The following is a 24,062-nucleotide window of genomic DNA, read 5'->3' as shown; positions in this document are numbered from 1 at the left end:
CCGTGGGGGGTGCGCACCAACGGCGAGACCGTCTCCGCCTACTTGCGCGAACAGTGCGCGCTGGTCGTGGGGCCGACCGGGTCAGGCAAGACGAACGTGCTGCACAGCATCCTCGCCGGCAATGCCCGTGCCGATGACCTGCTCACCTTCGTGATCGACCTCAACGCCGGATCGGTCGGCTTGCCCTGGGTCCTGCCCGCCCTCAAGGGCGAACTACAGACGGGCGACGGCAAGCCCGTGCGCCCCGGAATCGACTGGCTCGCCGGCACCTACGAAGAGGCCCTGCTCATGTTGGATGCGGTGCTGGCCATCGGCTCGCACCGCAAGAAGGCCTACCAGGACCTGCTGTCCAAGGCGAACACCGACCTTTTGCCGATCAGCGCGAAGATCCCTCAGATCATGCTGGTCGTCGACGAGGGCGCGGAGATCCTGGTCAGCACCGACCGGCAGATGAAGGAACTCGCCAAGAAGATCCTGGAAGTCATCCGGATGCTGCGCGCCATGGGCATCCGCACCATCCTCACTGCCCTCGGCGCGACCGGGGCGGTGTTGGGCAACCTGATGATCCGCCGGGAGGCCAAGGTCCGCGTCGCGCTCACCGGCGGGGAGACCGAGGGCATGGACCTGGGCAAGATGTTCCCCGGCCGCCGCGGACTGCGCGTCGACCAGGCCCCCTACAAGGGCGCCGGGTTCATGGGCACCCCCGAGTCACCGGCGGCCCTGTTCAAGGCCTGGCGGATCCTCCCCAACCAGATCCGTGACATCACCGTCGCCACCTCCGACCGCCACCCCCGCCTGGACGAGGTGTCCGCCAAGGCCGCCGGACCCGCCTACGCCCGACGGTGGGACGCGGAGCGCACCGCCTGGATGCTCGACCTCACCCCCACCAACGACGACCAGGCCGACGAACGCCCGGTTGGGTCGGGTGGGTTGAACCTGTCCGCTCTGCGCGGCCCGGACGGCGGGCAAGGCTCGCACGAGGACGAGATGCTGCGCCGCTTCCGAGCCGAGATCGACGCCCAGTTCGGCACCGCCACCGACCCCCACACCGCCGAGCAGGGCAACGGGACGGATCGGCCGGAGGGGTTGAACCTGTCGGCGCTGCGAGGTGAGCAGGACAGCCCCGCGCAGCGGGCCGCGCTGGCCGCGCTGCTCGCCGCCGGCCCCGAAGGCACGGGAGCCTCGGCGATCGCCCGAGCGTTGGCCGACGCCTACGGCACGACGCGTCAGACGGTCGTGGGGTGGCTGAAAGCGTGGCATGAGGACGGCACCGCCGTCCGCGTCGGGGAGGGCACCAAAGCCCGCTACGTCCACCACTCCCACACGTCCGGCGACTGACCGCTTGTCGCTTGTCGCCCCCACCCCGCCGCATGCCGCCTTCCTGGTCCTAGAGGTCTGGAAACGGCTTGTGACCTGGGAGGCGACAAGCGACAAGACAAGACAAGCGACAAGCCAGACGACAAGCCGCACGACAAGAGAGACGACAAGTAACGCGACAAGCAACCCACCCGCCGCACGGGCCCGCACCACCTGATGGCGCGGGCCCGCGGCACACCCTGAGGGAGCCTGAAATGCGCCAGCACACCCCGCCCGGACAGATGGCCCCGCACATCCCCGCCGACGTCTTCCAACGCGCACAGGCGACCGGACAGCCGCTCGTGTTCGTCGTCAACGACCGGCCCGCGCACGGTGTCGAGTGGCGGCGGTTACTACTGCCGTTCGCGATCGCCGGCGCAACCGTCGCCGGCGGCTGGGGACTGGTCGCCGCCCTCTGCTTCCTGATGGACGCGGCCGCCCACACCTTCACCGTCATCGCCGGCGCCGCCGGACCCATCGGAGTCGGCGGCATCACCCTCAAGCTCGCCCGCGGCAAGAACACCTAGCTACGCCAAGGGCGGCCCCCGCATCTCGCCAAAGTCGCGGGGCCGCCCTTGCCCAACCAGCCCACTACAGACCTGTTGGAGGTTCCCCAGCATGACCCAAGCCACCCTGCCGGGGCGAGCCCTGCCCGCTCCCGGCCTCATGGGCACCGCGCTCAAGCTCGCCGCGCACGGCGTCCCGGTCCTGCCCCTGCGGGCGGGCAAGGTGCCGTTCGGCAACTGCCCCACCTGCGCGGACAACGGGTGCGGTGGGCGGCCGAACATGAAGATCCCGGGCCCGTGCCGGTGCCCCGGCGTCTGCCACGCCTGGGCCGCTGCCACCGCCGACGCGGCCGTGCTCACCTCTCCGCTGTGGGCGTCTGCCTGGCGCCGGGCCGTCGCGGTCGCCTACCACCCCGGCGGCGCAGGCCTGACCGTGGTCGATCTGGACAACGCGGACGCCATCACCTGGGCCCGAACCGCCCTACCCGCGACGCGGACCGTGTCGACGACGCGCGGTGAGCACTGGATCTACCGGGGCACTATGACCTCCCGTAACGCGGTCCGGCCCGGCGTCGACATCAAGTCGACCATGGCCTACGCCCGCTACCTCGGGCCCGGCACGGGCCGCATGGCCGAGTTGCCCGACGTGGTCCGCGCACTGGCCGCGACGGAACGGCCCGCTGTCCGTTCAGCACCCCATTCGGTGTCGCTGCCGGCACGGTCCGGCGGCGGTCAGTGCCCGCACCGCGTGCCCGCCTTCCTGGAGCGCGGGATCGCCATGGCGGAGCAGCGCATCGCCGCGGCCTCCAGCGCGATTCACTCCACCGTTTACGCGGCGTTCCTCGCGGTGCTGTCGACGCACGGCCTGTGCGGTTGCCTCTCCGAGTCCCACGTCAACCGGCTGTTCACCGCCGCGCAGGCCAAGGGCGAGACCGCCCGGCACTGCACGGACGCCTGGAACAACGCCCGCACCACGTTGGGACTGTGACCTGTGTCTGACGAGGACAAGAACCCCGCCCGCGAGGTCATCACCGGCTACGCCCAATCGCACTTCCGCTACTTCCGCACCGCCGACGGCACCGTGTACGCGCAGCGCACCGGCCACCCCGTGGCCCGCCCGATCCGCTCCCAGGGCACCACCGGCAGCCACCGCCAAGAACTCATGGTCGGCCTCTTCCGCGACGGGGTCGGCGTCTTCAACGGAACAGCCCTCAAGGAGGCGTTGGACTTGATCGAGGCACTCGCCCTCACCGAGAAAGTGCAGCCCACCCACATCCGCGTCGCCCCCGGCTTCGACGGAGCCACCTGGCTCGACCTCGGCCGCGACGACGGCCAATCCGTCCGCATCCACCCCACCGGCTGGGACATCCGCATCCCCGACCCCGAAGAGGTGTGCTGGCGGCGCACCCAGCTCACCGGGGAACTCCCCCTGCCCGCCAAGGACACCAACGGCAAGGGCATCGACCTGCTCATGCGGCTGTGCAACTTCGCCGACGCCAAGACCGAGGCCCTGGCCCTCGCGTGGCTCATCGGCTGCCTGGAACCGTCCGTGCCCGTCCCGGCCCCGTTCCTCACCGGCCCGCAGGGCGCCGGCAAGTCCACCGGCGGACGGATGCTCGTGCGCATCATCGAAGGCATGACCGGCGACCTGCGCCGCGCCCCCAAAGACGAAGAGAACATGATCACAGCGGTCGCGGCCGGATGGATCACCGCCCTGGACAACCTCTCCCACCTGCCCCCGGACCTGTCCGACCTCATGTGCTGCGTCATCACCGGAGCCGAAAGCATCAAACGCGCGCTGTTCACCGACGGCGACGTCGTCCGCTCCCGCTACCGCCGCCCCATGCTCCTGACCGGCATCGACGTCGGCGTCATCCGCCCCGACCTCGCCGAACGACTCCTCACCCTGCGCCTGGAACGCCCCCGCGTGCGACGCACGGAAGCGGAGCTGTGGGCGGAGTACGCCGAGATCCTGCCCATCGTCCTCGGCTCCCTGCTCGACCTCACCGTCAAAGTCCGCGCGGCACAGGCCGAGACCCCGACCGATCTGCGCATGGCCGACTTCGCCCACCTGTGCGCCCAGCTCGACACCGCCACCGGCTTCGGGACTCTGGAGGCGTACCGGGCCAGCCTGGACGACCTCAACGACGACGTGATCGAAGGCGACCTGCTGGCGCAGACGGTCCTCAAGCGCGCTGAGGAACTGGACCCGGGCGAGGACGTGCGGATGACGTCGGCGGAGTGGCTGCACGCCCTGACCGCCCTCTACAGCGGCGAAGACTGCCGCCCCCTGCCCAAGGGATGGCCCACCACCGGCAAGGTCCTGTCCGACCGGCTACGGCGCATCCAACCCACCCTGGCCGCGCGAGGCGTCCTCGTCGACTGGGGCCGCACCAGCGCCGCCCGCTACATCGAAATCAACCGCCAGGCCCCGCCCCCGCCGCCCGCCCAGCAGACCGCGTTCTGACCGCACACCGGATCGGCGGACAAGCAAGAGGAGCACGCCCCGCCGCGGGGTGCTCCTCTTGCTGTGGCGACAGCCGCCCCGCACAGGTCGCGCCGCGAAGCGGCCCGTTCTTCAAGCCCTCAGCGGGCGTAAAGACCAACAGACACCGCCCTTTTTCCTAAGTAGGGAAGATCTGCGTCACTGCGTCACCCCAGGCCCGACAGACGGCCGCTGACCTGCGGCGACAGCGGTGACGCAGACGGCGAATCCTGCGTCATCCCGCGTCATCAGCGTCACCCCCGTGACGAGCGCACGCGTCATCGGTGACGCAGGACCCGCCCCGCTGCGTCACCGGAACCCGCAGGTCAGACGCCTGATTGACGCAGGTGACGCGATGACGCAGAAATCCCAGCTTCGGACAGCACAGACCACCCCGCCCCCGCCGGACCCGAGGAGATCCTGCATGAGCACCGCCACCGCGGACACCGTCCGATCCGCTCCGCGCAGCGTCCCGGCCCCCGTCCTCCTGACCGTCGAGGAGGCCGCCGTATGCCTCCGAATCGGCCGAACCACCTGCTTCGCCCTCATCCGCACCGGGGAGCTGGAATCCCTGATGGTCGGCGGACTGAGGCGCGTCCCCGCCGACGCCCCGGCCGCCTACCTCGCCCGTCGCCGCGCTGAGCAGCAGGCGGGCTGACCCATCCCCCTCCGGAGCGCTGCCCCACCACGGGGCGGCGCTCCGGTCGTCTCCACCCCGCCTCAACCCAAGGAGAGTCTGCCCGTGGCGGAAGACAAGAAGCGCACTCGACAGCCGAACGGCCGTTCGTCCATCTATCAGGGTGCGGACGGCAAGTGGCACGGCCGCGTGACCGTCGGAATCCGCGACGACGGCACCCCGGACCGTCGCCACGTCGAGCGCAAGACCCGTGCCGAAGTGACGTCTGCGGTGCGCGAGTTGGAGAAGCAGCGCGATGCCAAGACCGTGCGGAAGTCGGGCAAGGCGTGGACGGTAAAGACGTGGCTGACGCACTGGATCGAGAACGTCGCGCCCCTCGCCGTCAACGACAACACGATGGTCGGGTACGGCGTTGCGGTCCGGAAGCACCTCATCCCCGGCTTGGGCGCTCATCGGCTCGACAGGCTTAAGCCCGAGCACATCGAGATGTTCTACGCCAAGATGCAGGCTAACGGCAGTAAGCCCGCCACTGCTCACCAGGTGCACCGAACCTTCCGCACCGCCCTCAATGAGGCCGTACGGCGCGGCCATCTCGGCAAGAACCCGGTCCTGTTGGCCAAGGCACCGAAGACGGGGGATTACGAGGTGGAGCCCTACAGCGTCCAAGAGGTGCGGCGGCTGTTGAGTGCTGCTGACCAGCATCGCAACTCCGCACGATGGGCCGTAGCGCTCGCTCTCGGACTGCGTCAAGGGGAGGTACTTGGGCTGACGTGGGACGACGTGGACCTTGAGGGCGGGTTCCTTGTTGTTCGCCGTAGCCGCCACCGCCCGCAGTACGCCCACGGGTGCACGGAGTCCTGCGGACGCAAGGCCGCCGGGTACTGCCCCCAGAGGCGACGAACCAACCCCGAGTTGTCCACCACCAAGTCGCGCGCCGGCCGCCGTGCGGTCGGTCTCCCCGATCAGCTCGTTGACCTACTCCGTGCTCACCTCGAAGCGCAGGGAGCGGAGCGAGCGAGGGCCGGGAAGCGCTGGGAGGACAACGGCCTGGTCTTTCCGGATGAGTGCGGCCGTAGCCCGTCCCACCGCCGGGACTGGACAGAGTGGAAGGCTCTCCTGACAGAGGCGAAAGTGCGGGACGGGCGTTTGCACGACGCGCGCCACACGGCCGCCACGGTCCTACTCATCCTCGGTGTCCCCGAGCGGGCCGTCATGGGCCTCATGGGATGGTCCACGACGGCCATGGCCGCCCGCTATCAGCACATGGTGGATGCCGTACGGACGGACATCGCGAGGCAGGTGGACGACCTGATCTGGAAGCCCGAGACGGACAGGCCGGACGACGGCGACGGGGCGGCCGGCTCGCTCGTGCCAGTCGGATAGGCAGGATGTGGGGAAGGCGAGAAATGGGGCGTGCTTGTCGGGTTCTCGCCCGGCTGCACTGGTTTCTGGATCCTGTGACCAGGAGACTGGTGTAGTGAACCTGTGAAGGGCAACAATCACCGGCCATGTCCGACACTTTCTGGACCGCGCTTTCGGCCTGCGCTACAGCAGCCGCCTTCGTCGCGGTCGCCTGGCAGTCGTTTCTCACCCGCAGCGCGGTGGTCACTGCACAGCGAGCCCTCATAGCCTCCGAGGCAGTTGCCTTGGATGCCGCCCGTGGACGGCTGGACGTTGAGGCTCCCAACGTTTCGGTGAAGGTCTCCGACGTCCCGTGGCCCCCGCTCGCTTGGACTCCGCATGGCATGCCCATCCAGCCGTTTCCGCCTGGAAGCGACGTGTGGCACTTCCCGGAGAAGGAGACCGAGCGGCTTGTCCTCCAGGCGAAGATTGAGGTGAAGAACAACGGCACGAAGCACGTAAGCGTGGAGTACGACGGGGACCTCATCTTCGCCGTCGACAACCGGCCGAGTCCGGCCCCGCAGCACCTTCTGTGGCCCACCGGAAGTGGCGGCGCGGTAACCAACTCGCTCTACTTGCAGCGCGACTTCACCATCAAAGAGCTCTCGGAGAACTACGAGGCGTATCAGGCTGGTCAGCCACTACCTCACCGAGTGGCGGGAACCATCACTGTCCACGATGGCCGGGACAACGGGGTTACTGACACATGGAAAGTTGAACTGAGCGGCTGGCCGGTCGAGCCTCACCCGACCCGAGGAAGCGTCTGGCACGTCACACGCGACCACCTCACCGATGGGAGTGGTGCCCGCAGCTTGATCTTCCAGGTACAGCCGTCCCGGGAACGCACCTACTGGATCTCCAGGGAGCGAGGACAACGCCTACCTGAGCCCTTGTTTGGCACTCCGGCTCCGGTGAGACGGGCCGTCGAACCGTAGCGCAGGTCTGGCAGTGGCTTCTGAAGAGCGTGCCCCAGAGACCGACTGAGACGGGAACTGAGACGGACGAACAAGAGGGCGGCACCCCCTCGGGGATGCCGCCCTTCCGTTCTGCCTGGTCCAGGCACTTGAGGCCATGGCGGGAATCGAACCCGCGTAACTCGCTTTGCAGGCGAGTCCCTAAGCCACTCGGGCACACGGCCGGGCCGGCAGGGGGTTCGTGGTGCGCCCCGTGCGGACTTGGTACGTCGACCGTACGGGCCGGGCGGGAGGAGGCTCAAGAGGTGCGCCGGGCCCGCAACGGGACTGCCACACGCCGTTCATGAAACGAGCGGCGGGGCGGTGGTCGTAGGACCAAGGTCGCAGACGCTCACCCGTCCCGCGACAGGGGCGGATGCCGGTCGCGCCCCTTACGCTGACGACCATGGCCGCCCTCGAACCCCGCGACACCGGTGTCGCAGACGAAGTCCTGTCCCGTGCCGTCGGACCTGACGAGGACGGGTCCGTCCTCGGGCGGGCCCATCGCGCCCTCACCGTCGGGATCGTCTCCGTGGTGCTCCTCATCGCCTTCGAGGCGACCGCCGTGGGCACCGCGATGCCCGTCGCGGCGCGCGACCTCGACGGGGTGTCGGTGTACGCGTTCGCGTTCTCCGGGTACTTCACGACGAGTCTCTTCGGGATGGTCTTCGCCGGTCAGCTGTCGGACCGGCGGGGGCCCCTCGGGGCGCTGGGCGGCGGGATCGGGGCCTTCGCGGCGGGGCTGCTGCTCTCGGGGAGCGCCCAGGCCATGTGGGTGTTCATCCTCGGGCGGGCCGTGCAGGGACTCGGCGGCGGGCTGGTGATCGTGGCGCTGTACGTCGTCGTGGGACGGGCCTACCCGGAGCGGCTGCGGCCCGCGATCATGGCCGCGTTCGCCGCCTGCTGGGTGGTGCCGTCCGTGGTCGGGCCGCTGGCCGCCGGCGCGGTGACCGAGCATCTGGGGTGGCGGTGGGTCTTCCTGGGGATACCCGTCCTCGTCGTCGGACCGCTCGCGCTGGCCCTGCCGCAGATACGCCGGCGGGCGAGCGGACCGGTGGAAGGGACGGTCGCCCCGCCCTTCGACCGGCGGCGGATCCGGCTCGCCCTCGCCATCTCCCTCGGCGCGGGGCTCCTGCAGTACGCCGCCCAGGATCTGCGGCCGGTCTCGGCCGTGCCCGCCGCCGCGGGCCTCGCGCTGCTCGCGCCCGCCGTGCGCGGGCTGCTGCCGCGCGGCACCTGGCGGGCGGCCCGGGGCCTGCCCTCCGTCGTGCTGCTGCGCGGCGTGGCCGCCGGGTCCTTCATCGCCGCGGAGTCCTTCGTGCCCCTGATGCTGGTGACGCAGCGGGGACTGAGCCCGACCCTGGCCGGGTTCTCGCTCGCCGCCGGCGGCGGCACCTGGGCCCTGGGGTCGTGGTTGCAGTCGCGGCCCTGGGCGGAGCCGTACCGCGAGCGGCTGATGGCGCTCGGGATGGTGCTGGCGGCCGCCGCCATCGCCGCCGCGCCCAGTGTGCTGCTGCCCGCGGTGCCGGCCTGGACGGTGGCCGTCGCCTGGGCCTTCGGGTGCTTCGGGATGGGGCTCGTGATCTCCTCGACCAGCGTGCTGCTGCTGAAGCTGTCCGCGCCGCAGGAGGCCGGCTCCAACTCGGCCGCCCTGCAGATCTCGGACGGCCTGTCCAACGTGCTGCTGCTGGCCGTCGGCGGCGCCGCGTTCGCCGCGCTGGGCGGCGGCAGCGTGGCACACGCGACGACGGCCGCGGCCACCGGCGGCGCCTCGCACCCGGCGGCCTTCGCCGTCGTCTTCCTCCCGATGGCCGCGGTGGCCCTCCTGGGAGCCTGGGTGACCACTCGCCTCCACGAACGACAGCCCTGACCGCGTGGGGCGGGGGCGTTCGTGAAATCCGGGTCCCGGGCTCGTCGTCCGCCTAGGCTCGTCGGATGGACGCCCTCAGCCTTCCCCCCGACCTGGCCCGTGCCGTGGACGATCTCGCCGACGCCACCGGCCTGCGGCCCGAGGACATCGTGCGGGACGCCGTGCGCGACCGCCTGCGGGCGGAGGAGGCGCGGGTGCTCGGTGAGGCCGAGCGGCTCGCGCAGGCTCACGCCGACCTGCTGCGGAGGCTGGGGGAGTGAACCGTCACCCTGCGCCGGACGCCTCCCGGCCCGTGCGGGCCACCCGGCCGACCCGTCACCTGACCGTCGCCGAGGTGACGGGGATCGCGCGGATCGCCTTCGGCGGGCAGGCGCCCGAGACGCGGGCGCCCGGGCTGCTCGCCTCCGCCGTGCACCGGCCGCGGGCCAGGATGTTCGGCACGGCCGCGTACGACGACGTCCACGAGCAGGCGGCCGCCCTGCTGCACGCGGTCGCGGCGAACCACCCCCTCGTCGACGGCAACAAGCGGGCCGCGTGGCTGGCCGCGGCCACGTTCCTGGCCCTGCACGGCGTCGACCTCGCCGACTGCGCCCAGGACGCGGCGTACGACCTGGTCATCGACGTGGCGTCGGGCGTGGAGTGCGAGGTCCCGGCGATCGCACAGCGACTGCGGGCGCTGTGACCTGGATCCCACCCACGGGCGAGGGCGCGTCGTCGGCGCGTCGGCACCGCCGGGCCGCCGGTAGGGTGGCCCGGTTGTCGTACACCGCCGAGTCCCCCGTCCAAGGCGCCGGCCCGCCCGCCCGCCACCCGCTTCCGCCCTTCCGACGCGCTTCGCGCGGCCCCTCTTGATTCGACCCCGAACCCGGAGACCGTGACCATCACCGCCGCCACCAGCTCCTCCTCCCACCACCTGTCGCCCGCGTTTCCCGGCCGCGCCCCCTGGGGCACCGCCAGCAAACTGCGTGCCTGGCAGCAGGGGGCGATGGAGAAGTACCTCCAGGAGCAGCCGCGCGACTTCCTCGCCGTCGCCACCCCCGGCGCAGGCAAGACGACCTTCGCGCTGACGCTCGCCTCCTGGCTGCTGCACCACCACGTCGTGCAGCAGGTGACCGTGGTCGCGCCGACCGAGCACCTGAAGAAGCAGTGGGCGGAGGCGGCCGCGCGGATAGGGATCCGGCTGGACCCCGAGTACAGCGCCGGACCGCTCAGCAAGGACTACCACGGCGTCGCCGTCACGTACGCGGGCGTCGGCGTGCGGCCGATGCTGCACCGCAACCGCAGCGAGCAGCGCAAGACGCTCGTCATCCTCGACGAGATCCACCACGCCGGCGACTCCAAGTCCTGGGGCGAGGCCTGCCTGGAGGCGTTCGAGCCGGCCACCCGCCGGCTCGCGCTCACCGGCACGCCGTTCCGCTCCGACACCAACCCCATCCCCTTCGTGACGTACGAGGAGGGCAACGACGGGATCCGGCGCTCGGCCGCCGACTACACCTACGGGTACGGCTCCGCGCTCGCCGACAACGTCGTGCGGCCCGTCATCTTCCTCTCCTACAGCGGCAACATGCGCTGGCGGACGAAGGCCGGCGACGAGATCGCCGCGCGGCTCGGCGAGCCGATGACCAAGGACGCGATCAGCCAGGCCTGGCGCACCGCCCTCGACCCGCGCGGCGAGTGGATGCCCAGCGTGCTGCGCGCCGCCGACCAGCGGCTCACCGAGGTCAGGAAGGCGATTCCCGACGCCGGCGCGCTCGTCATCGCCTCCGACCAGGACTCCGCCCGCGCCTACGCCAAGCTCATCCGGGAGATCACCGGCTCGAAGGCGACCGTCGTCCTGTCCGACGACACCGGCGCGTCGCGCCGCATCGACGAGTTCAGCGCGGGCGACGACCGGTGGATGGTCGCGGTGCGGATGGTGTCCGAGGGCGTCGACGTGCCGCGCCTCGCGGTCGGGGTGTACGCCACCACGATCTCCACGCCGCTCTTCTTCGCCCAGGCCGTCGGTCGTTTCGTGCGGTCCCGGCGGCGCGGCGAGACCGCCTCCGTGTTCCTTCCCACCGTGCCCGACCTGCTCACCTTCGCCAACGAGATGGAGGTCGAGCGCGACCACGCCCTCGACCGGCCGAAGAAGGAGGGCGAGGAGGATCCGTACGCCGAGTCCGAGAAGGAGATGGACGAGGCGAACAAGGAGCAGGACGAGGACACCGGCGAGCAGGAGCAGTTCGCGTTCGAGGCGCTCGAGTCCGAGGCCGTCTTCGACCGAGTGATGTACAACGGGGCCGAGTTCGGCATGCAGGCCCACCCGGGGAGCGAGGAGGAGCAGGACTACCTCGGCATCCCGGGACTGCTCGAACCCGACCAGGTGCAGTTGCTGTTGCAGAAGCGGCAGGCCAAGCAGATCGCGCACAGCAGGAAGAAGCCCGACAGCGAGGCCGACCTGCTGGAACTGCCCGCCGAGCGGCGGCCGGTCGTCTCGCACAAGGAGATGATGGAGCTGCGCAAGCAGCTCAACACGATGGTCGGCGCGTACGTCCACCAGAGCGGCAAGCCCCACGGGGTGATCCACACCGAACTGCGGCGCGTGTGCGGCGGCCCGCCCAGCGCGGAGGCGACGGCGGGACAGCTGCGGCAGCGGATCGCCAAGGTGCAGGAGTGGGCCACCCGGATGCGCTGACCCGGCGACGGGCGGCCGGGGCGTTCCGGGACACGGGGGGTCGCCCGCGAGGCGGGCGACCGCCGTGCGAGGCGAGGGACCCCTGTGCGAGGCGGGCGACCGCCGTGCGAGGTGGGGGCGCGTGCCGACGGCCGCGCTCCGTGCGCCGCGAGCCGCGCTCCGTACGTATCGGGATAAAAGCAGGAAGTCCCTACCGGCCACTGACCGGATTCTGGACGGAGCCTTCCGCTCAGCGAACCTGCTTCGCTACTGTCCCGCTACGCACACGCCCCGTGGCAGCGCCGCCGCGGAGCGCAGCCGTGAAGCGACCGGGCCCGGACACGCCGGGCCCGTCTGTCGATCGGCGGCCTCTGTGGCGCGTCACTGACGGGACTCGGTGACGCATCCGCCGCGACGGAGGGCCGCCGGCCTCACCACTTAAGGAGTGGGCGTCGTGACCGCGGAGACCTCCCAGACGCTCGATCGAGGGCTGAAGGTCCTGAAGCTGCTGGCCGATACCGACCACGGCCTGACCGTCACCGAGCTGTCCAACAAACTCGGCGTCAACCGGACCGTCGTGTACCGGTTGCTCGCCACCCTGGAGCAGCACGCGCTGGTCCGGCGCGACCTGGGCGGCCGCGCCCGGGTCGGCCTCGGCGTGCTGCGGCTCGGCCGTCAGGTGCATCCGCTGGTGCGGGAGGCCGCGCTGCCCGCGCTGCGCTCGCTGGCCGAGGACATAGGGGCGACCGCGCATCTGACGCTGGTGGACGGCACCGAGGCGCTCGCCGTCGCCGTCGTCGAGCCGTCCTGGACGGACTACCACGTGGCCTACCGGGCCGGGTTCCGGCATCCGCTGGACCGGGGGGCGGCCGGCCGGGCGATCCTGTCCGCGCGGCAGAAGACGGCGCGTCGCGCGGACGAGCCCGGCTACACGCTGACGCACGGCGAGCTGGAGGCCGGCGCGAGCGGCGCGGCCGCCCCGCTGCTCGGGGTGACCGGCGTCGAGGGCAGCGTCGGCGTGGTGATGCTGGCGGACGCGGTGCCCGAGCGGGTGGGCCCGCGGGTCGTGGACGCGGCCCGGGAAGTGGCCGAGGCGCTGCGCTGACCGGCGGGCGGCCACGGGCGCGGCGCGTCACCGCGTTAGATTGACTCCGTGCTCTCTCGCCTCTCTCGCCCCCAGGCCCTCGCCGTCTGCGCGCTGCCCGTCGTGGCGCTGCTCGCCGCGGCCGCTTTCGCGCCGCTGCCGTTCTCGGTGGCGCAGCCGGGCATGACGGCGAACGTCCTCGGCGAGAACAAGGGGGCCGAGGTGATCACGATCTCCGGAGCGCCCACCCGGCACACCACGGGACAGCTGCGGATGACGACGATCGAGGCGACCAACCCCGACACCGACGTCAGGCTCTCCGACGTGATCGACGGCTGGTTCCGCACCGACCAGGCGATCATGCCGCGTGACTCCGTCTACCCGAGCGGGCAGAGCACCCAGGAGATCGAGCAGCACAACACCGAGCAGATGCGGCAGTCGCAGGACGCGGCGACCGAGGCCGCGCTGAAGTACCTGGACCTCTCCGACGACGGCGTCAAGGTCACCCTGAAGCTGGCCGACGTGGGCGGGCCCAGCGCGGGCCTGCTGTTCTCGCTCGGCATCGTCGACAAGCTCGACGGCGACGGCAGCGGCGGCGACCTCACGGGCGGCCGCACGATCGCCGGCACGGGGACGATCGACGGGGCCGGCAAGGTCGGCGCGGTCGGCGGCGTCGGACTGAAGACGCAGGCCGCCCGGCGGGACGGCGCGACCGTGTTCCTGGTGCCCAAGGACGAGTGCGCCGACGCGAAGGCCGAGCTGCCCCGGGGTCTGCGCCTGGTCCCCGTCACCACCCTCCAGGGGGCGGTCAGGGCGCTGGTCGCGCTGGAACACGGCAAGGGCGCCGTCCCCAGCTGCTGAACCGCCGTCCGGCGGCCGCCGCACCGGGCCGGGGGTCACTTCACGAAGCCCTGGTCCTTCATCCACTCCAGCGCGACCTGGTGCGGGTCCTCGCCGTCGACGTCCACCTCGGCGTTCAGCCTGCGCGCCACCGCGTTGTCGAGCCTCCTCGTGATCGGGGCGAGCAGGCCCGCGATCGCCGGCCACTTCCGCAGCGTCGCGGAGTTGACCACGGGGGCTGCGTTGTAGTGGGGGAAGAAGCCCTTGTCGTCGTCCATCACCGCCAGGCCCATCGACGTGATGCGGCCGTCCGTGGTGTACACCTCGCCGTAGGTGCAACTCCCCTTCGCCGCCTGGGTGTAGATGATCCCGGTGTCCATCTGGGTGACCCGGGACGCCGGCACGTCCATCCCGTAGGTCCGCATCATGCCGCGCAGCCCGTCCGCCCGGTTGGCGAACTCGCCCTCCACGCACAGCGTCACGGCGCCCGGGTCGGACCGCGACAGCGCGGCCACCTGCGACAGGGTCGTCGTGCGGTGCCGGCGGTGGTTCGCCCGGTTCACAGCCAGCGCGTAGGTGTTGTCCAGCCGGGACGGCGGCAGCCAGGTCAGCCCGTTGCCCGCGTCGGCGTCGCGCACCGCCCGCCACTGCCGGCCCGGGTCGGCGACCGGCCGGCCGTGGCCCAGGTAGGTGATCCAGGCGGTGCCCGTGTACTCGTACATGGCGTCGGCGTCGCCCGTGCGGACCGCCTCACGGCTGCCGATGGAACCCTGGATGCCGGTGCGGTCCAGCACGTCCGCGCCGGCCGCCTGGAAGGCGATGCCGATCATCGCGCCGAGGACCAGGTTCTCGGTGAACGACTTGGACGTCACCGTCAGCCGGGCCCCCTCGAGCGGCTCGCCCCGCCCGATCGACCCGGGCGAGACGTCGTCGGCCATGGGGGAGCCGCTGCTCAGGCCGCAGCCGGCCGTCAGCAGCAGCGTCCCGGCGAGGAGCCCGGCCCGTCTCACCCGTCCGTCTCCGTGCCCCGCGGCCGCAGCAGCACCTCGGCGAGCGAGGCCAGCCAGTCGACCAGCAGCGCCAGGGCGACGGTGAGGACGCAGCCCAGCACCAGCACCGGCATGCGCCGGTTGGTGATCCCGGCGGTGATCAGCACGCCCAGGCCGCCGCCCCCGCCGAAGGCGGCGAGGGTCGCCGTGCCGACGTTGAGCACCAGCGCCGTGCGCACGCCTGCCAGGACGAGCGGGACCGCCAGCGGCAGCTCCACCCGCGACAGCACGCCGGACGGGGACATGCCGATCCCGCGGGCCGCCTCCAGCAGCGTCGGATCGTTCGCCTTCAGCCCGGCGACCGTGTTGGACAGCACGGGCAGAACGGCGTAGGCGACCATGCCGGCCAGGGCCGCCCGGCGGCCGGTGCCCAGCCAGATCACCAGCAGCGCCAACAGCCCGATCGCCGGGGTCGCCTGACCGGTGTTCGCGAGGGCCAGCGCGATCGGGGTCGCCTTGCGCAAACGGCGCCGGGTGAGCAGGACGCCCAGCGGGATCGCGATGACCAGCACGAAGAACGTGGAGATCACCGTCAGCTGGACGTGCTGCCACAGCGCCTTCGACACCTGGCCGCCCGAGAGCGCGTTCTCGGTGATCGCGTCCAGGTCCGCCTGCTCGAACCACAGCCAGGTCGCCAACAGCAACGCGACGACGAAGGCGGGCAGCAGGGTCAGCCTGCGCCACGTGAGGCGCTGCCGCGGGGGAGCGGACGGCCCGGCCGCGGGGGCCGCCGTCGCCCGCGCCGGCCGGGGCGGCCGCTCGTGCGACCGGTGCCGCCGGCCGTGCGGCGGTTCGCCCGGCCGTCCGGCCGGCCGCCCGTCGAGCCCGGGGGCGCTCACGCCGTCGCCTTCCCCGCCGCGCCCTCCCGCCGCGCGGCGGGGTCCTCCCGCGGTTCGCGAAGCGCCGTCGGCGCCTCCCCCCGGTCGGCCGCCAGCAGTGCGCGGACGGAGTTCAGCAGGGTCTCCATGTGGACGACCCCGGTGTACTCGCCGCGCCGCCCGGTGACCACGACCCGCCCCGCGCCGTCCTTGAGCACCGCCTCCAGCGCGTCGCGCAGGGTGGCGTCACGGGTCACCGTGCCGCCGACCGGGGTCCCCGTCCGCCCGAGCGGGCCCCTCGCCCGCGTCAGGTCCGCGCGGCGCAGCCACCTGACGGGCCGGCCGTGCCGGTCCAGCAGCAGGACCTCGCTCGCGCCCGCCGCCGCGCCCGGCCGGCCGGGGCGCGACCCCCAGGAACGCAGCCGGTGGAAGACGGTCTGAAGCGGGTCGTCGACGGTCACCGTGGGACAGCCGGTGATCTCCACGTCCCGCACCCGGCTCAGGTGCAGCCGCTTCAACGCCGCCCCTGCCCCCACGAACCCGGACACGAAGCCGTCCGCCGGGTGGGTGAGGATCGCCTCCGGCGTGTCGAACTGGGCGACACGGGAGCGCTCGCGCAGCACCGCGATCCGGTCGCCGAGCTTGATCGCCTCGTCGAAGTCGTGGGTGACGAACACGATCGTCTTGCGCAGCTCGTGCTGGAGCCGGATCAGCTCGTCCTGGAGATGGCCGCGGGTGACCGGGTCGACGGCCCCGAACGGCTCGTCCATCAGCAGCACCGGCGGATCGGCAGCCAACGCCCTTGCTACGCCCACCCGTTGCTGCTGACCGCCGGACAGCTGGCGCGGGTGGCGGTGGCGGAACTCGCCGGGGTCGAGCCCGACCAGGTGGAGCATCTCCTCGACCCGGTCGCGGATGCGCGCCTTCGGCCAGCCGGTCATCCGGGGCACGAGCGCGATGTTCTGCGCGACCGTCATGTGCGGGAAGAGGCCGGACGACTGGATCGCGTAGCCGACCGTGCGGCGCAGCCCCACGGGGTCGATGCCGGTGACGTCCGCGCCGCCGATGCGGATGCGGCCGCCGCTCGGCTCGATCAACCGGTTGATCATCTTCAGCGTGGTCGACTTCCCGCACCCCGAGGGCCCGACGAGGACGACCGTCTCACCCGCCCCGACCCTCAGGGTGACGTCGTCGACGGACGGTTCGGCGGCGCCCGGGAACCGCTTGGTGAGGTGCTCCAGCTCGATCGACGCGCCGTGCGACTCAGCCACGGATCCCCCCGGGAATCGTCAGCCGCCCCACGACCACGTACGCGGCGTCGAACAGCAGGGCCAGCACGATGATCCCGAGCGTGCCCGAGAGCACCTGGTTGAGGGCGTTCCTGCTGCCCAGCGAGGCGATCCCGCGGAAGATCTCGTTGCCCAGACCCGGCCCGGAGGCGTACGCGGCGATCGCGGCGACGCCCATCAGCATCTGCGTGGAGACCCGGATCCCCGTCAGGATCGGCGGCCAGGCCAGCGGCAGCTCGACGCGGGCCAGCCGCGTCAGCCGGGACATGCCGATGCCGTCCGCCGCGTCCACCAGCGAGGGGTCCACACCGCGCAGCCCGACGACGGCGTTGCGCACGATCGGCAGCAGCCCGTACAGGGTCAGCGCGATCACCGTCGGCGGCACGCCGAGCCCGACCACCGGGATCAGCAGCCCGATCATCGCGAGCGAGGGAACGGTCAGGACGGTCGAGGCGCAGACGGTGGCGAGGTCGCCCGCCCAGGCGCTGCGATAGGTGGCGACCCCGATCGCCACCCCGATCAGCGTCGCGGCGACCACGCACTGGAACACGACGCTCGCGTGCTGCCAGGCGTCGGTGAGCAACTGCCGGTGCCGGTCGTCCAGGTACTCCCAGAAACTCAACGCTGCTCACCCCACAGGTCTGCCAGGCCCTTCCCGGTCGTCCGCGGCCTGCTCCACCAGCGGGATGATCCGCAGCGGAACGGGGTTCTCCATCACGATCGCCGTGGAGGCCCGGACGATGCCATCAAAACCGACGACCCGGTCGATGACCCGCTGGAGATCGGCGTTGGAGCGCGCCACCAGCCGGCACAGCATGTCCCCGCTGCCGGTCGTCGTGTGCAGTTCCAGCACCTCCGGCACGGAGCCCAAGTGCGCCCGCACGTCGGCCCCTTGGCCCTGCCGGATCTCCAGCGTGGCGAACGCGGTGACCGGGTAGCCGAGCGCCGCCGGATCGACCTGCGGCCCGAAGCCCCGGATGACTCCGTTCGACTGAAGCCGGTCGAGCCGCGCCTGCGCGGTCCCGCGGGCCACCCCCAGCCGCCGGGACATCTCCAGCACCCCCAGCCGCGGCTCCCGGGCCAGCAGCACGATGATCCGGCCGTCCAAGCGATCGATCGCCACGCCGCCCGCCTCCCCAGATGGTCATCCTGTACAGAAAGTCCGCCGAAACCGCCGCACCGCTGAACACCTTGCCCAGCGATGGAGCGAACTATTGCGCACCTTGCCGAGCGGGGCGACCCTTCGGCTATGACGCAGACCACAGACCACACTCCCGACACCGTCCGGCAGGCCGACCCCTTCCCGGTCAAGGGAATGGACGCGGTCGTCTTCGCCGTGGGCAACGCCAAGCAGGCGGCGCACTACTACTCCACCGCCTTCGGCATGACGCTGGTCGCCTACTCCGGACCGGAGACGGGCAGCCGGGAGACCGCCTCGTACGTGCTCACCAACGGCTCCGCCCGCTTCGTCCTCACCTCCGTCATCAAGGCCACCACCGACTGGGGCCGCTTCCTCGAGCGGCACGTGGCCGAGCACGGCGACGGCGTGGTCGACCTCGCCATCGAGGTGCCGGACGCCCGCGCCGCCCACGCCTACGCCGTCGAGCACGGCGCGCGCTCGATCGCCGAGCCGTACGAGGTCAAGGACGAGCACGGCACGGTCGTCCTCGCCGCGATCGCCACCTACGGCGACACCCGCCACACCCTCGTCGACCGGTCCGGCTACGACGGCCCCTACCTTCCGGGCTACACCAGCGCCGACCCGATCGTCGAGCCGCCCGCCCGCCGCACCTTCCAGGCCGTCGACCACTGCGTCGGCAACGTCGAGCTCGGCCGGATGAACGAGTGGGTCGGCTTCTACAACAAGGTCATGGGCTTCACCAACATGAAGGAGTTCGTGGGCGACGACATCGCCACCGAGTACTCCGCCCTGATGTCCAAGGTCGTCGCCGACGGGACCCTGAAGGTCAAGTTCCCGATCAACGAGCCGGCCATCGCCAAGAAGAAGTCCCAGATCGACGAGTACCTGGAGTTCTACGGCGGCGCCGGCGTCCAGCACATCGCGCTCAACAGCAACGACATCGTGCAGACGGTCCGCACGATGCGCGCGGGCGGCGTGCAGTTCCTCGACACCCCCGACTCCTACTACGACACCCTCGGCGAGTGGGCCGGCGAGACCCGCGTCCCCGTGGAGACCCTGCGCGAGCTGAAGATCCTCGTCGACCGCGACGAGGACGGCTACCTGTTGCAGATCTTCACCAAGCCGGTCCAGGACAAGCCGACCGTCTTCTTCGAGATCATCGAACGCCACGGCTCGATGGGCTTCGGCAAGGGCAACTTCAAGGCCCTCTTCGAGGCGATCGAGCGCGAGCAGGCCAAGCGCGGCAACCTGTAGTCGGGACGGCGGACCCGCGGGCGCAGTCAGGACGGCGGATCCGCGGGCGCAGTCAGGACGGCGGATCCGCGGGCGCCGGCTCGTCGCCCAGCTCCGCGGCCGCCGCCCGGGCCACCGGCCCGAGCAGCGGCGAGAAGTACGGGTTGGTCTCCAGCGCCTCCCGCAGATGCCGCCGGGCCGGGCCCTCCGCGCCCAGCGACCGCTCGACCAGGGCGAGGTGGCAGAGGTAGGGGGCGCTGCGCACCGCGCCCCCGTGCACCCGGTCGGTGGCCGTCCTCGCGAACACCAGGGCCTCGCGGTCCTGCCCCGCCCGGTGCAGCGCCCAGCCCAGCGCGTCCGCCACCGCGATCCCCGGCTGCCGGCGCCACTCGGCCCGCAGCCGCCGCACGGCCGCCGCCGCGTCCCCGTGGTCCGCCTCGAACCGGCCGAGGACCAGCTCCCCGTCCACCCCGCCCGCCGCCTCCGCCCGCACCCGCGCCCGCAGCAGGTCGTACTGCACCCGCGCCGCCTGCGCGAGCCCCAGCGACTCGTACAGCTCGCCCAGCTCCAGCGCGTAACCCGGCGACGGCTGCTTGGCCAGCGCCATCCGGTACGCGTTCAGCGCCTCCGACGTCCGCCCCAGCGCCGCCAGCGCCCGGCCCTGCCCCGCCTGCGCCGCCCGCATGTCGGGGTCGAGCCGCACCGCCTCCTGGAAGTGCCGCAGCGCGTTCTCCCGCTCGCCGCGCTCCCACGCCAGCTCCCCGCCCCGCTCCAGCCACGCCGCCTGCTCGGCGGGGGAGGAGGCGCCCGCCGCCGCGTCCGCCAGCGCCGCCTGCGCGTCCTCGCGCCGGCCCTGGTCCCAGTACACGCCCGCCGCCCGCGCCCGCACCACGGGCCCCGAGTGCAGGGCCGTCAGCCGGTCGAGGGCCCTGCGGGCCTTCTTGTAGTCGCCCAGCCCGGTGTACGCGTCGATCAGCTGCGCGTACGTCGTCCAGCGCCGGGGGGCCGCCCTGCGGGCGGCCTCGCCCCAGGCCAGGGCCGCGGGAAAGTCACGGCGCGCGTTGGCCAGCGCGGCCAGACCGTCGAGTGCCTCGGCGTTGTTCTTCGGACGCGTCCTCAGCGAGGTCCGCAGCGCCCGCTCGGCCTTGGGGTACAGCGCGGCCGCCTCGGCCGTGCGCCGGCCCTGCTCCAGGTAGGCGGCGCCCAGCACCGCCCACGACCGCGCGTCCTTCGGCTGCGCCCGCACCCGGCTCTCCCGCTCGCCGACCAGCTCCGCCAGATCCGCGAGCGCGGCCGGCGCCCCCGCACGGACCGCCGAGCCCGCCTGCGCCCCCGGAGCGGCCACGGGCGCCCGCCCGGCCGGACCGTCGCCGGGCAGACACAGCAGCACTCCGCCGCCCAGCGCGAGACACCCCACGAGCGAGCCCACGAGCAGCCGCCGACGAATCCCAGAGACCTTCACCATGGCGCTCACTGTGCGTCAGTACGACGACCGTATGACGTCAGCCGAAGCCCCCGGCGGGCGGGGTTCACACCGATGGCCCCGAGTGCGAACCTGTGATCATGAGTCGTTCGGAAGCGCCGCGTGACGAGGTGACGGGCAACCTCCTCGACCGTCTGCTGGCCGGCCTGCCCGCCGAGGCCGTCCTCACCGACCCGGACGTCACGGCCTCCTACGCCCACGACATGGCGGGCTTCTGCCCCGCGGGCGTCCCGGCCGCGGTCGTGCTGCCGCGCACCGCCGAGGAGGTCCAGCACGTCATGCGCACGGCCACCGAACTGCGCGTCCCGGTCGTGCCGCAGGGCGCCCGCACCGGCCTGTCCGGCGCCGCCAACGCCACCGAGGGCTGCATCGTGCTGTCCCTGACGAGGATGGACCGCATCCTCGAGGTGAACCCCGTCGACCGCGTCGCCGTCGTCGAACCGGGCGTCGTCAACGCGGTCCTGTCCCGGGCCGTGGGCGAACACGGCCTGTACTACCCGCCCGACCCCTCCAGCTGGGAGACGTGCACGATCGGCGGCAACATCGGCACCGCGTCCGGCGGCCTGTGCTGCGTCAAGTACGGCGTGACGGCCGAGTACGTCCTCGGACTCGACGTGGTGCTCGCCGACGGGCGGCTGATGTCCACCGGACGCCGCACCGCCAAGGGCGTCGCCGGGTACGACCTCACCCGCCTGTTCGTCGGCTCCGAGGGCTCGCTCGGCGTCGTCGTGCGGGCGATCCTGGCGCTCAAGCCGCAGCCGCCGCGGCAGCTGGCGCTGGCCGCCGAGTTCGCCTCCGGCGCCGCCGCCTGCGACGCGGTGTGCCGGATCATGGCGGGCGGACACGTGCCCTCCCTCCTCGAACTGATGGACCGCACGACCGTCCGGGCCGTCAACGAACTGACCCGCATGGGCCTGCCGGAGACCACCGAGGCGCTGCTCCTCGCCGCCTTCGACACCCCCGACCCGGCCGCCGACCTCGCCGCCGTCGGCGCGCTGTGCGAGGCGGCCGGCGCCACCCAGGTCGTCCCCGCCGAGGACGTCGCCGAGTCCGAACTCCTGCTCCAGGCGCGGCGTTCGGCGCTGGTCGCGCTGGACGCCGTCAAGGGCACGACGATGATCGACGACGTGTGCGTGCCCCGCTCCAGGCTCGGCGAGATGCTCGAGGGCGTCGAACGCATCGCGGACAAGCACGGGTTGACCATCGGGGTCGTCGCCCACGCCGGCGACGGCAACACCCACCCCACGGTCTGCTTCGACGCGGCGGACCCCGACGAGCGCCGCCGCGCCCGCGAGTCCTTCGACGAGATCATGGGCCTCGGCCTGGAACTCGGCGGGACGATCACCGGAGAGCACGGCGTGGGCGTGCTCAAGAAGGAGTGGCTGGCGCGCGAGATCGGCCCCGTCGGCCTGGAGATGCAGCGCGCGGTCAAGGCCGCCTTCGACCCCCTGGGCATCCTCAACCCGGGCAAGCTCTTCTAGCGCCGCCGCTCGCAGCTCGCCGCCGCTCACCGCCGCCTTCGCCCGCGCCGCCGCCGGCCCCTGTCGCCGCCCCGCCGTTCCCGCGAGGGCGGTCATTTACCCGCGTCCCCCGGCTCGTCGCCCGGCCACGGGTCGCGCAGCCAGGCGTCGTCCGCCGCCGGTCCCCCCTGCTCGAGCGACGGGGAGAGCCTCGGGGAGGGGGAGAGCAGCTCGGCCAGGGCGTCGTCGATGCCGAGCTGCTCGCCCTCGGAACCGGGCGGCACCACCCGCAGGGTCCGCTCCAGCCAGGCCGAGACCTGCGCCGCGGGCGCCTCCAGCAGGGCGTCGCCGTCGGGCGAGCTCAGCGCCATCAGCACGACGCCGCGGCCCTCCGTCTTCGTCGGCCACACCCGCACGTCCCCGTGTCCGCACGGCCGGAACACCCCCTCCACGAGCAGCTCGCGGGCGAACGTCCACGCCACCGGCTGCTCCGAGTTGGTGTGGAAGGTGACATGGACGGCGAACGGGTCGTCGCTGCGGAAGCAGAGTCTGGCCGGGACCGGGACGCTGCGCTCGGGCGACAGGACGAGCTTCAGCTCCAGCTCGCGCTCCACGACGGTGTGATGCATGACGTTCTCCTCTCGGTACGGAACCCGTGACGGGCCCCGGGCCCGTCACGCACTGCATGCGGGCCCCGGACGGGCCTCGGGTGGGCCCGTACGAGTGGAGAGGGCGAGGACCCGCGACCATTACGCGGGTTCGGAGAACTTTTCCGGCGACCGTGCGCGCCGGGCCCGGCAGGCGGTTGTGCACGTGTGAAGAGCGTGCACGCCGTTGCCCGGAAAGGTGGCCGTATGGCCAGAGCCGCCCTGGCCCGGGCGCGCGTCTGATAAATGTGGTCCCCCCATCCCACCCCCGAGCAGATACGGGACGACGGACATGAGCGCCCCAACCCCGGCCCCCGGCGACGACAGGCCCCGCGAGGGGTACTACCCGGACCCGTCCATCCCTGGATACGTCCGGTACTGGAACGGTGCCTCCTGGGTACCGGGCACCAGCCGGCCCGCGCCGTCGGACGGCCGGCCGCTCACGCGCCCGTCCGGCGGGTCCGTGCCCTCCGTCGAGGAGACCGGCCCGCACTTCTTCGACGAGGACCCGGTGCCGGCCGACCCCCACGGCGGCCGCCCCGAACCCGCCCCCGCCTGGGGCGCCGACCGCGCCCACCAGTCCGGCTTCGGCGGCGACCAGGACCGCCGCGTCTCCTGGGGCGCCCCGCAGGGCGCCGACCCGCGGACCCCCTCGTCCCCGGCCCCGCCCGCCCCGGCGCAGCCCGAGGGCCGTTCGACGAGCACGGACGGCACGGCGACGATCCCGCCCGCGGAGCCGGAGGACGGCGGCGCCCCGGCCGGGGACGCGGTCCCGGGCGGCACGTTCGTCTTCCGCCGCCCGACGCCGGGTCCCGGCGCGGCCCCGTCCGGGGGCCCCGGGTTCGTCCCCGACGAGGGGACCGTCACCTTCCGCCCGCCGGCCGCGCGCACGGGAGGGCAGGACACCGCGCCCGCCGCGCCCTTCGCCCCCGGCGCCCAGGGTCCGACGCCCGCCCCGGCGTCCCCGGCGGCCGCCGGGTTCCCCGAGCAGGCGGGCGCGCGGACGCCCGGCCAGGTCCCGTCGGCTGCCGCCGGCGCCGCGCCCGCCAAGCCGGGGTTCGGCGCCGGCAAGGCGGCAGCCGACCGGGCGGCGGCCTCGCCCCCGGCCGCCGCACCCGCCCCGCACTCCGCACCCGCCCCGCAGACCGGCCCCGCGC

Annotated in this window: 22 protein-coding genes, 1 tRNA gene and 1 pseudogene; 16 read left to right on the top strand and 8 right to left on the bottom strand. The window is 72.6% G+C overall.

The features are described 5' to 3' along the window. From KMS84_RS04110 to KMS84_RS04080, 7 genes and pseudogenes are all read left to right on the top strand, one after another. A pseudogene (locus KMS84_RS04110) lies at positions 1-1,338 on the top strand (hypothetical protein); the annotation flags it as partial. A 233-nt stretch (positions 1,339-1,571) separates the two neighbouring features. After that, entirely contained in the window at positions 1,572-1,883 is a 312-nt protein-coding gene (locus tag KMS84_RS04105; protein ID WP_256914631.1) for a hypothetical protein, read from the top strand. Positions 1,884-1,974: 91 nt separating this feature from the next. Beyond that, positions 1,975-2,850, top strand: a complete 876-nt coding sequence (locus tag KMS84_RS04100) for a bifunctional DNA primase/polymerase (RefSeq protein ID WP_256914630.1) — start codon at positions 1,975-1,977, stop codon at positions 2,848-2,850. Positions 2,851-2,853: 3 nt separating this feature from the next. Further along, the gene (locus KMS84_RS04095; protein WP_256914629.1) at positions 2,854-4,329 is read left to right on the top strand and encodes an AICE element replication initiation protein; all 1,476 of its coding nucleotides are present in this window, start codon (positions 2,854-2,856) and stop codon (positions 4,327-4,329) included. 442 nt (positions 4,330-4,771) lie between these two features. Beyond that, positions 4,772-5,005: an excisionase family DNA-binding protein gene (locus KMS84_RS04090; RefSeq protein WP_256914628.1), complete on the top strand. Its 234-nt coding sequence runs from the start codon at positions 4,772-4,774 to the stop codon at positions 5,003-5,005. An 84-nt stretch (positions 5,006-5,089) separates the two neighbouring features. After that, a complete protein-coding gene (locus tag KMS84_RS04085; RefSeq protein ID WP_256914627.1) occupies positions 5,090-6,367 on the top strand; it encodes a tyrosine-type recombinase/integrase in 1,278 nt (425 codons plus the stop codon). Between the two features lie 125 nt (positions 6,368-6,492). Then, positions 6,493-7,320, top strand: a complete 828-nt coding sequence (locus KMS84_RS04080) for a hypothetical protein (protein WP_256914626.1) — start codon at positions 6,493-6,495, stop codon at positions 7,318-7,320. Positions 7,321-7,451: 131 nt separating this feature from the next. On the opposite strand, the gene KMS84_RS04075 is transcribed toward KMS84_RS04080, so the two are convergent. Then, positions 7,452-7,523: transfer RNA gene (locus KMS84_RS04075), tRNA-Cys, on the bottom strand. A 221-nt stretch (positions 7,524-7,744) separates the two neighbouring features. On the opposite strand from KMS84_RS04075, the gene KMS84_RS04070 reads away from it, so the two are divergent. The 6 genes from KMS84_RS04070 to KMS84_RS04045 all read left to right on the top strand — a co-directional run bounded on the left by KMS84_RS04070 (position 7,745) and on the right by KMS84_RS04045 (position 13,806). Further along, positions 7,745-9,208, top strand: coding sequence for an MFS transporter (locus KMS84_RS04070; protein ID WP_256914625.1), 1,464 nt, complete (start codon positions 7,745-7,747; stop codon positions 9,206-9,208). Between the two features lie 65 nt (positions 9,209-9,273). Beyond that, on the top strand, positions 9,274-9,468 hold the full coding sequence (locus tag KMS84_RS04065; protein ID WP_256914624.1) for a hypothetical protein: 195 nt from the start codon (positions 9,274-9,276) through the stop codon (positions 9,466-9,468). Next, on the top strand, positions 9,465-9,890 hold the full coding sequence (locus tag KMS84_RS04060; protein ID WP_256914623.1) for a type II toxin-antitoxin system death-on-curing family toxin: 426 nt from the start codon (positions 9,465-9,467) through the stop codon (positions 9,888-9,890). Before KMS84_RS04065 ends, KMS84_RS04060 begins: the two co-directional genes overlap by 4 nt. A gap of 192 nt (positions 9,891-10,082) precedes the next feature. Continuing rightward, positions 10,083-11,882 carry a DEAD/DEAH box helicase gene (locus KMS84_RS04055; protein ID WP_256914622.1) on the top strand — a complete coding sequence of 600 codons (1,800 nt, stop codon included), beginning with the start codon at positions 10,083-10,085 and terminating at the stop codon, positions 11,880-11,882. A gap of 433 nt (positions 11,883-12,315) precedes the next feature. Continuing rightward, positions 12,316-12,966, top strand: a complete 651-nt coding sequence (locus KMS84_RS04050) for an IclR family transcriptional regulator (protein WP_256914621.1) — start codon at positions 12,316-12,318, stop codon at positions 12,964-12,966. 48 nt (positions 12,967-13,014) lie between these two features. Continuing rightward, positions 13,015-13,806, top strand: coding sequence for a S16 family serine protease (locus KMS84_RS04045; RefSeq protein ID WP_256914620.1), 792 nt, complete (start codon positions 13,015-13,017; stop codon positions 13,804-13,806). Between the two features lie 35 nt (positions 13,807-13,841). Here the strand turns inward: KMS84_RS04045 and KMS84_RS04040 are convergent, their stop codons facing one another. From KMS84_RS04040 to KMS84_RS04020, 5 genes are read right to left on the bottom strand one after another with little or no spacing between them, the layout of a single operon-like run. Further along, positions 13,842-14,795, bottom strand: coding sequence for a glycine betaine ABC transporter substrate-binding protein (locus KMS84_RS04040; protein ID WP_256914619.1), 954 nt, complete (start codon positions 14,793-14,795; stop codon positions 13,842-13,844). Further along, positions 14,792-15,673, bottom strand: a complete 882-nt coding sequence (locus KMS84_RS04035; protein WP_256914618.1) for an ABC transporter permease — start codon at positions 15,671-15,673, stop codon at positions 14,792-14,794. Before KMS84_RS04035 ends, KMS84_RS04040 begins: the two co-directional genes overlap by 4 nt. Continuing rightward, a complete protein-coding gene (locus tag KMS84_RS04030; protein ID WP_256914617.1) occupies positions 15,670-16,923 on the bottom strand; it encodes an ATP-binding cassette domain-containing protein in 1,254 nt (417 codons plus the stop codon). The genes KMS84_RS04035 and KMS84_RS04030 overlap by 4 nt, the downstream gene beginning before the upstream one ends. Further along, a complete protein-coding gene (locus KMS84_RS04025) occupies positions 16,916-17,563 on the bottom strand; it encodes an ABC transporter permease (protein WP_256914616.1) in 648 nt (215 codons plus the stop codon). Before KMS84_RS04025 ends, KMS84_RS04030 begins: the two co-directional genes overlap by 8 nt. A gap of 6 nt (positions 17,564-17,569) precedes the next feature. Then, positions 17,570-18,064 carry an Lrp/AsnC family transcriptional regulator gene (locus tag KMS84_RS04020; protein ID WP_256914615.1) on the bottom strand — a complete coding sequence of 165 codons (495 nt, stop codon included), beginning with the start codon at positions 18,062-18,064 and terminating at the stop codon, positions 17,570-17,572. A gap of 126 nt (positions 18,065-18,190) precedes the next feature. Here KMS84_RS04020 and hppD point away from each other — a divergent pair, with 126 nt between their 5' ends. Next, positions 18,191-19,336, top strand: coding sequence for a 4-hydroxyphenylpyruvate dioxygenase (gene hppD, locus KMS84_RS04015; protein ID WP_256914613.1), 1,146 nt, complete (start codon positions 18,191-18,193; stop codon positions 19,334-19,336). A gap of 52 nt (positions 19,337-19,388) precedes the next feature. Here hppD and KMS84_RS04010 read toward each other — a convergent pair whose 3' ends face one another. Continuing rightward, the gene (locus KMS84_RS04010; RefSeq protein ID WP_256914612.1) at positions 19,389-20,780 is read right to left on the bottom strand and encodes a tetratricopeptide repeat protein; all 1,392 of its coding nucleotides are present in this window, start codon (positions 20,778-20,780) and stop codon (positions 19,389-19,391) included. A 92-nt stretch (positions 20,781-20,872) separates the two neighbouring features. Between KMS84_RS04010 and KMS84_RS04005 the strand changes: the two genes are divergently transcribed. Next, positions 20,873-22,279: an FAD-binding oxidoreductase gene (locus tag KMS84_RS04005; protein ID WP_256914611.1), complete on the top strand. Its 1,407-nt coding sequence runs from the start codon at positions 20,873-20,875 to the stop codon at positions 22,277-22,279. Between the two features lie 92 nt (positions 22,280-22,371). On the opposite strand, the gene KMS84_RS04000 is transcribed toward KMS84_RS04005, so the two are convergent. Further along, on the bottom strand, positions 22,372-22,887 hold the full coding sequence (locus tag KMS84_RS04000; protein WP_256914609.1) for an SsgA family sporulation/cell division regulator: 516 nt from the start codon (positions 22,885-22,887) through the stop codon (positions 22,372-22,374). Between the two features lie 310 nt (positions 22,888-23,197). Here KMS84_RS04000 and KMS84_RS03995 point away from each other — a divergent pair. Then, a partial coding sequence (locus KMS84_RS03995; protein ID WP_256914608.1) for a DUF2510 domain-containing protein occupies positions 23,198-24,062 on the top strand: 865 nt, incomplete at its 3' end.

Source organism: Streptomyces hilarionis, assembly GCF_024539675.1.
Lineage (GTDB): Bacteria > Actinomycetota > Actinomycetes > Streptomycetales > Streptomycetaceae > Streptomyces > Streptomyces hilarionis.
Note: the sequence above shows the minus strand (reverse complement) of the source record. Positions and strands in the feature narration are given on the sequence as shown.

Excerpts from the sequence above, each read along its gene's own strand:
- KMS84_RS04090 (WP_256914628.1), top strand. The coding sequence starts at position 4,772 with ATGAGCACCGCCACCGCGGACACCGTCCGATCCGCTCCGCGCAGCGTC.
- KMS84_RS04010 (WP_256914612.1), bottom strand. The coding sequence starts at position 20,780 with ATGGTGAAGGTCTCTGGGATTCGTCGGCGGCTGCTCGTGGGCTCGCTC.
- KMS84_RS04070 (WP_256914625.1), top strand. The coding sequence starts at position 7,745 with ATGGCCGCCCTCGAACCCCGCGACACCGGTGTCGCAGACGAAGTCCTG.
- hppD (WP_256914613.1), top strand. The coding sequence starts at position 18,191 with ATGACGCAGACCACAGACCACACTCCCGACACCGTCCGGCAGGCCGAC.
- KMS84_RS04105 (WP_256914631.1), top strand. The coding sequence starts at position 1,572 with ATGCGCCAGCACACCCCGCCCGGACAGATGGCCCCGCACATCCCCGCC.
- KMS84_RS04000 (WP_256914609.1), bottom strand. The coding sequence starts at position 22,887 with ATGCATCACACCGTCGTGGAGCGCGAGCTGGAGCTGAAGCTCGTCCTG.
- KMS84_RS04100 (WP_256914630.1), top strand. The coding sequence starts at position 1,975 with ATGACCCAAGCCACCCTGCCGGGGCGAGCCCTGCCCGCTCCCGGCCTC.
- KMS84_RS04080 (WP_256914626.1), top strand. The coding sequence starts at position 6,493 with ATGTCCGACACTTTCTGGACCGCGCTTTCGGCCTGCGCTACAGCAGCC.
- KMS84_RS04065 (WP_256914624.1), top strand. The coding sequence starts at position 9,274 with ATGGACGCCCTCAGCCTTCCCCCCGACCTGGCCCGTGCCGTGGACGAT.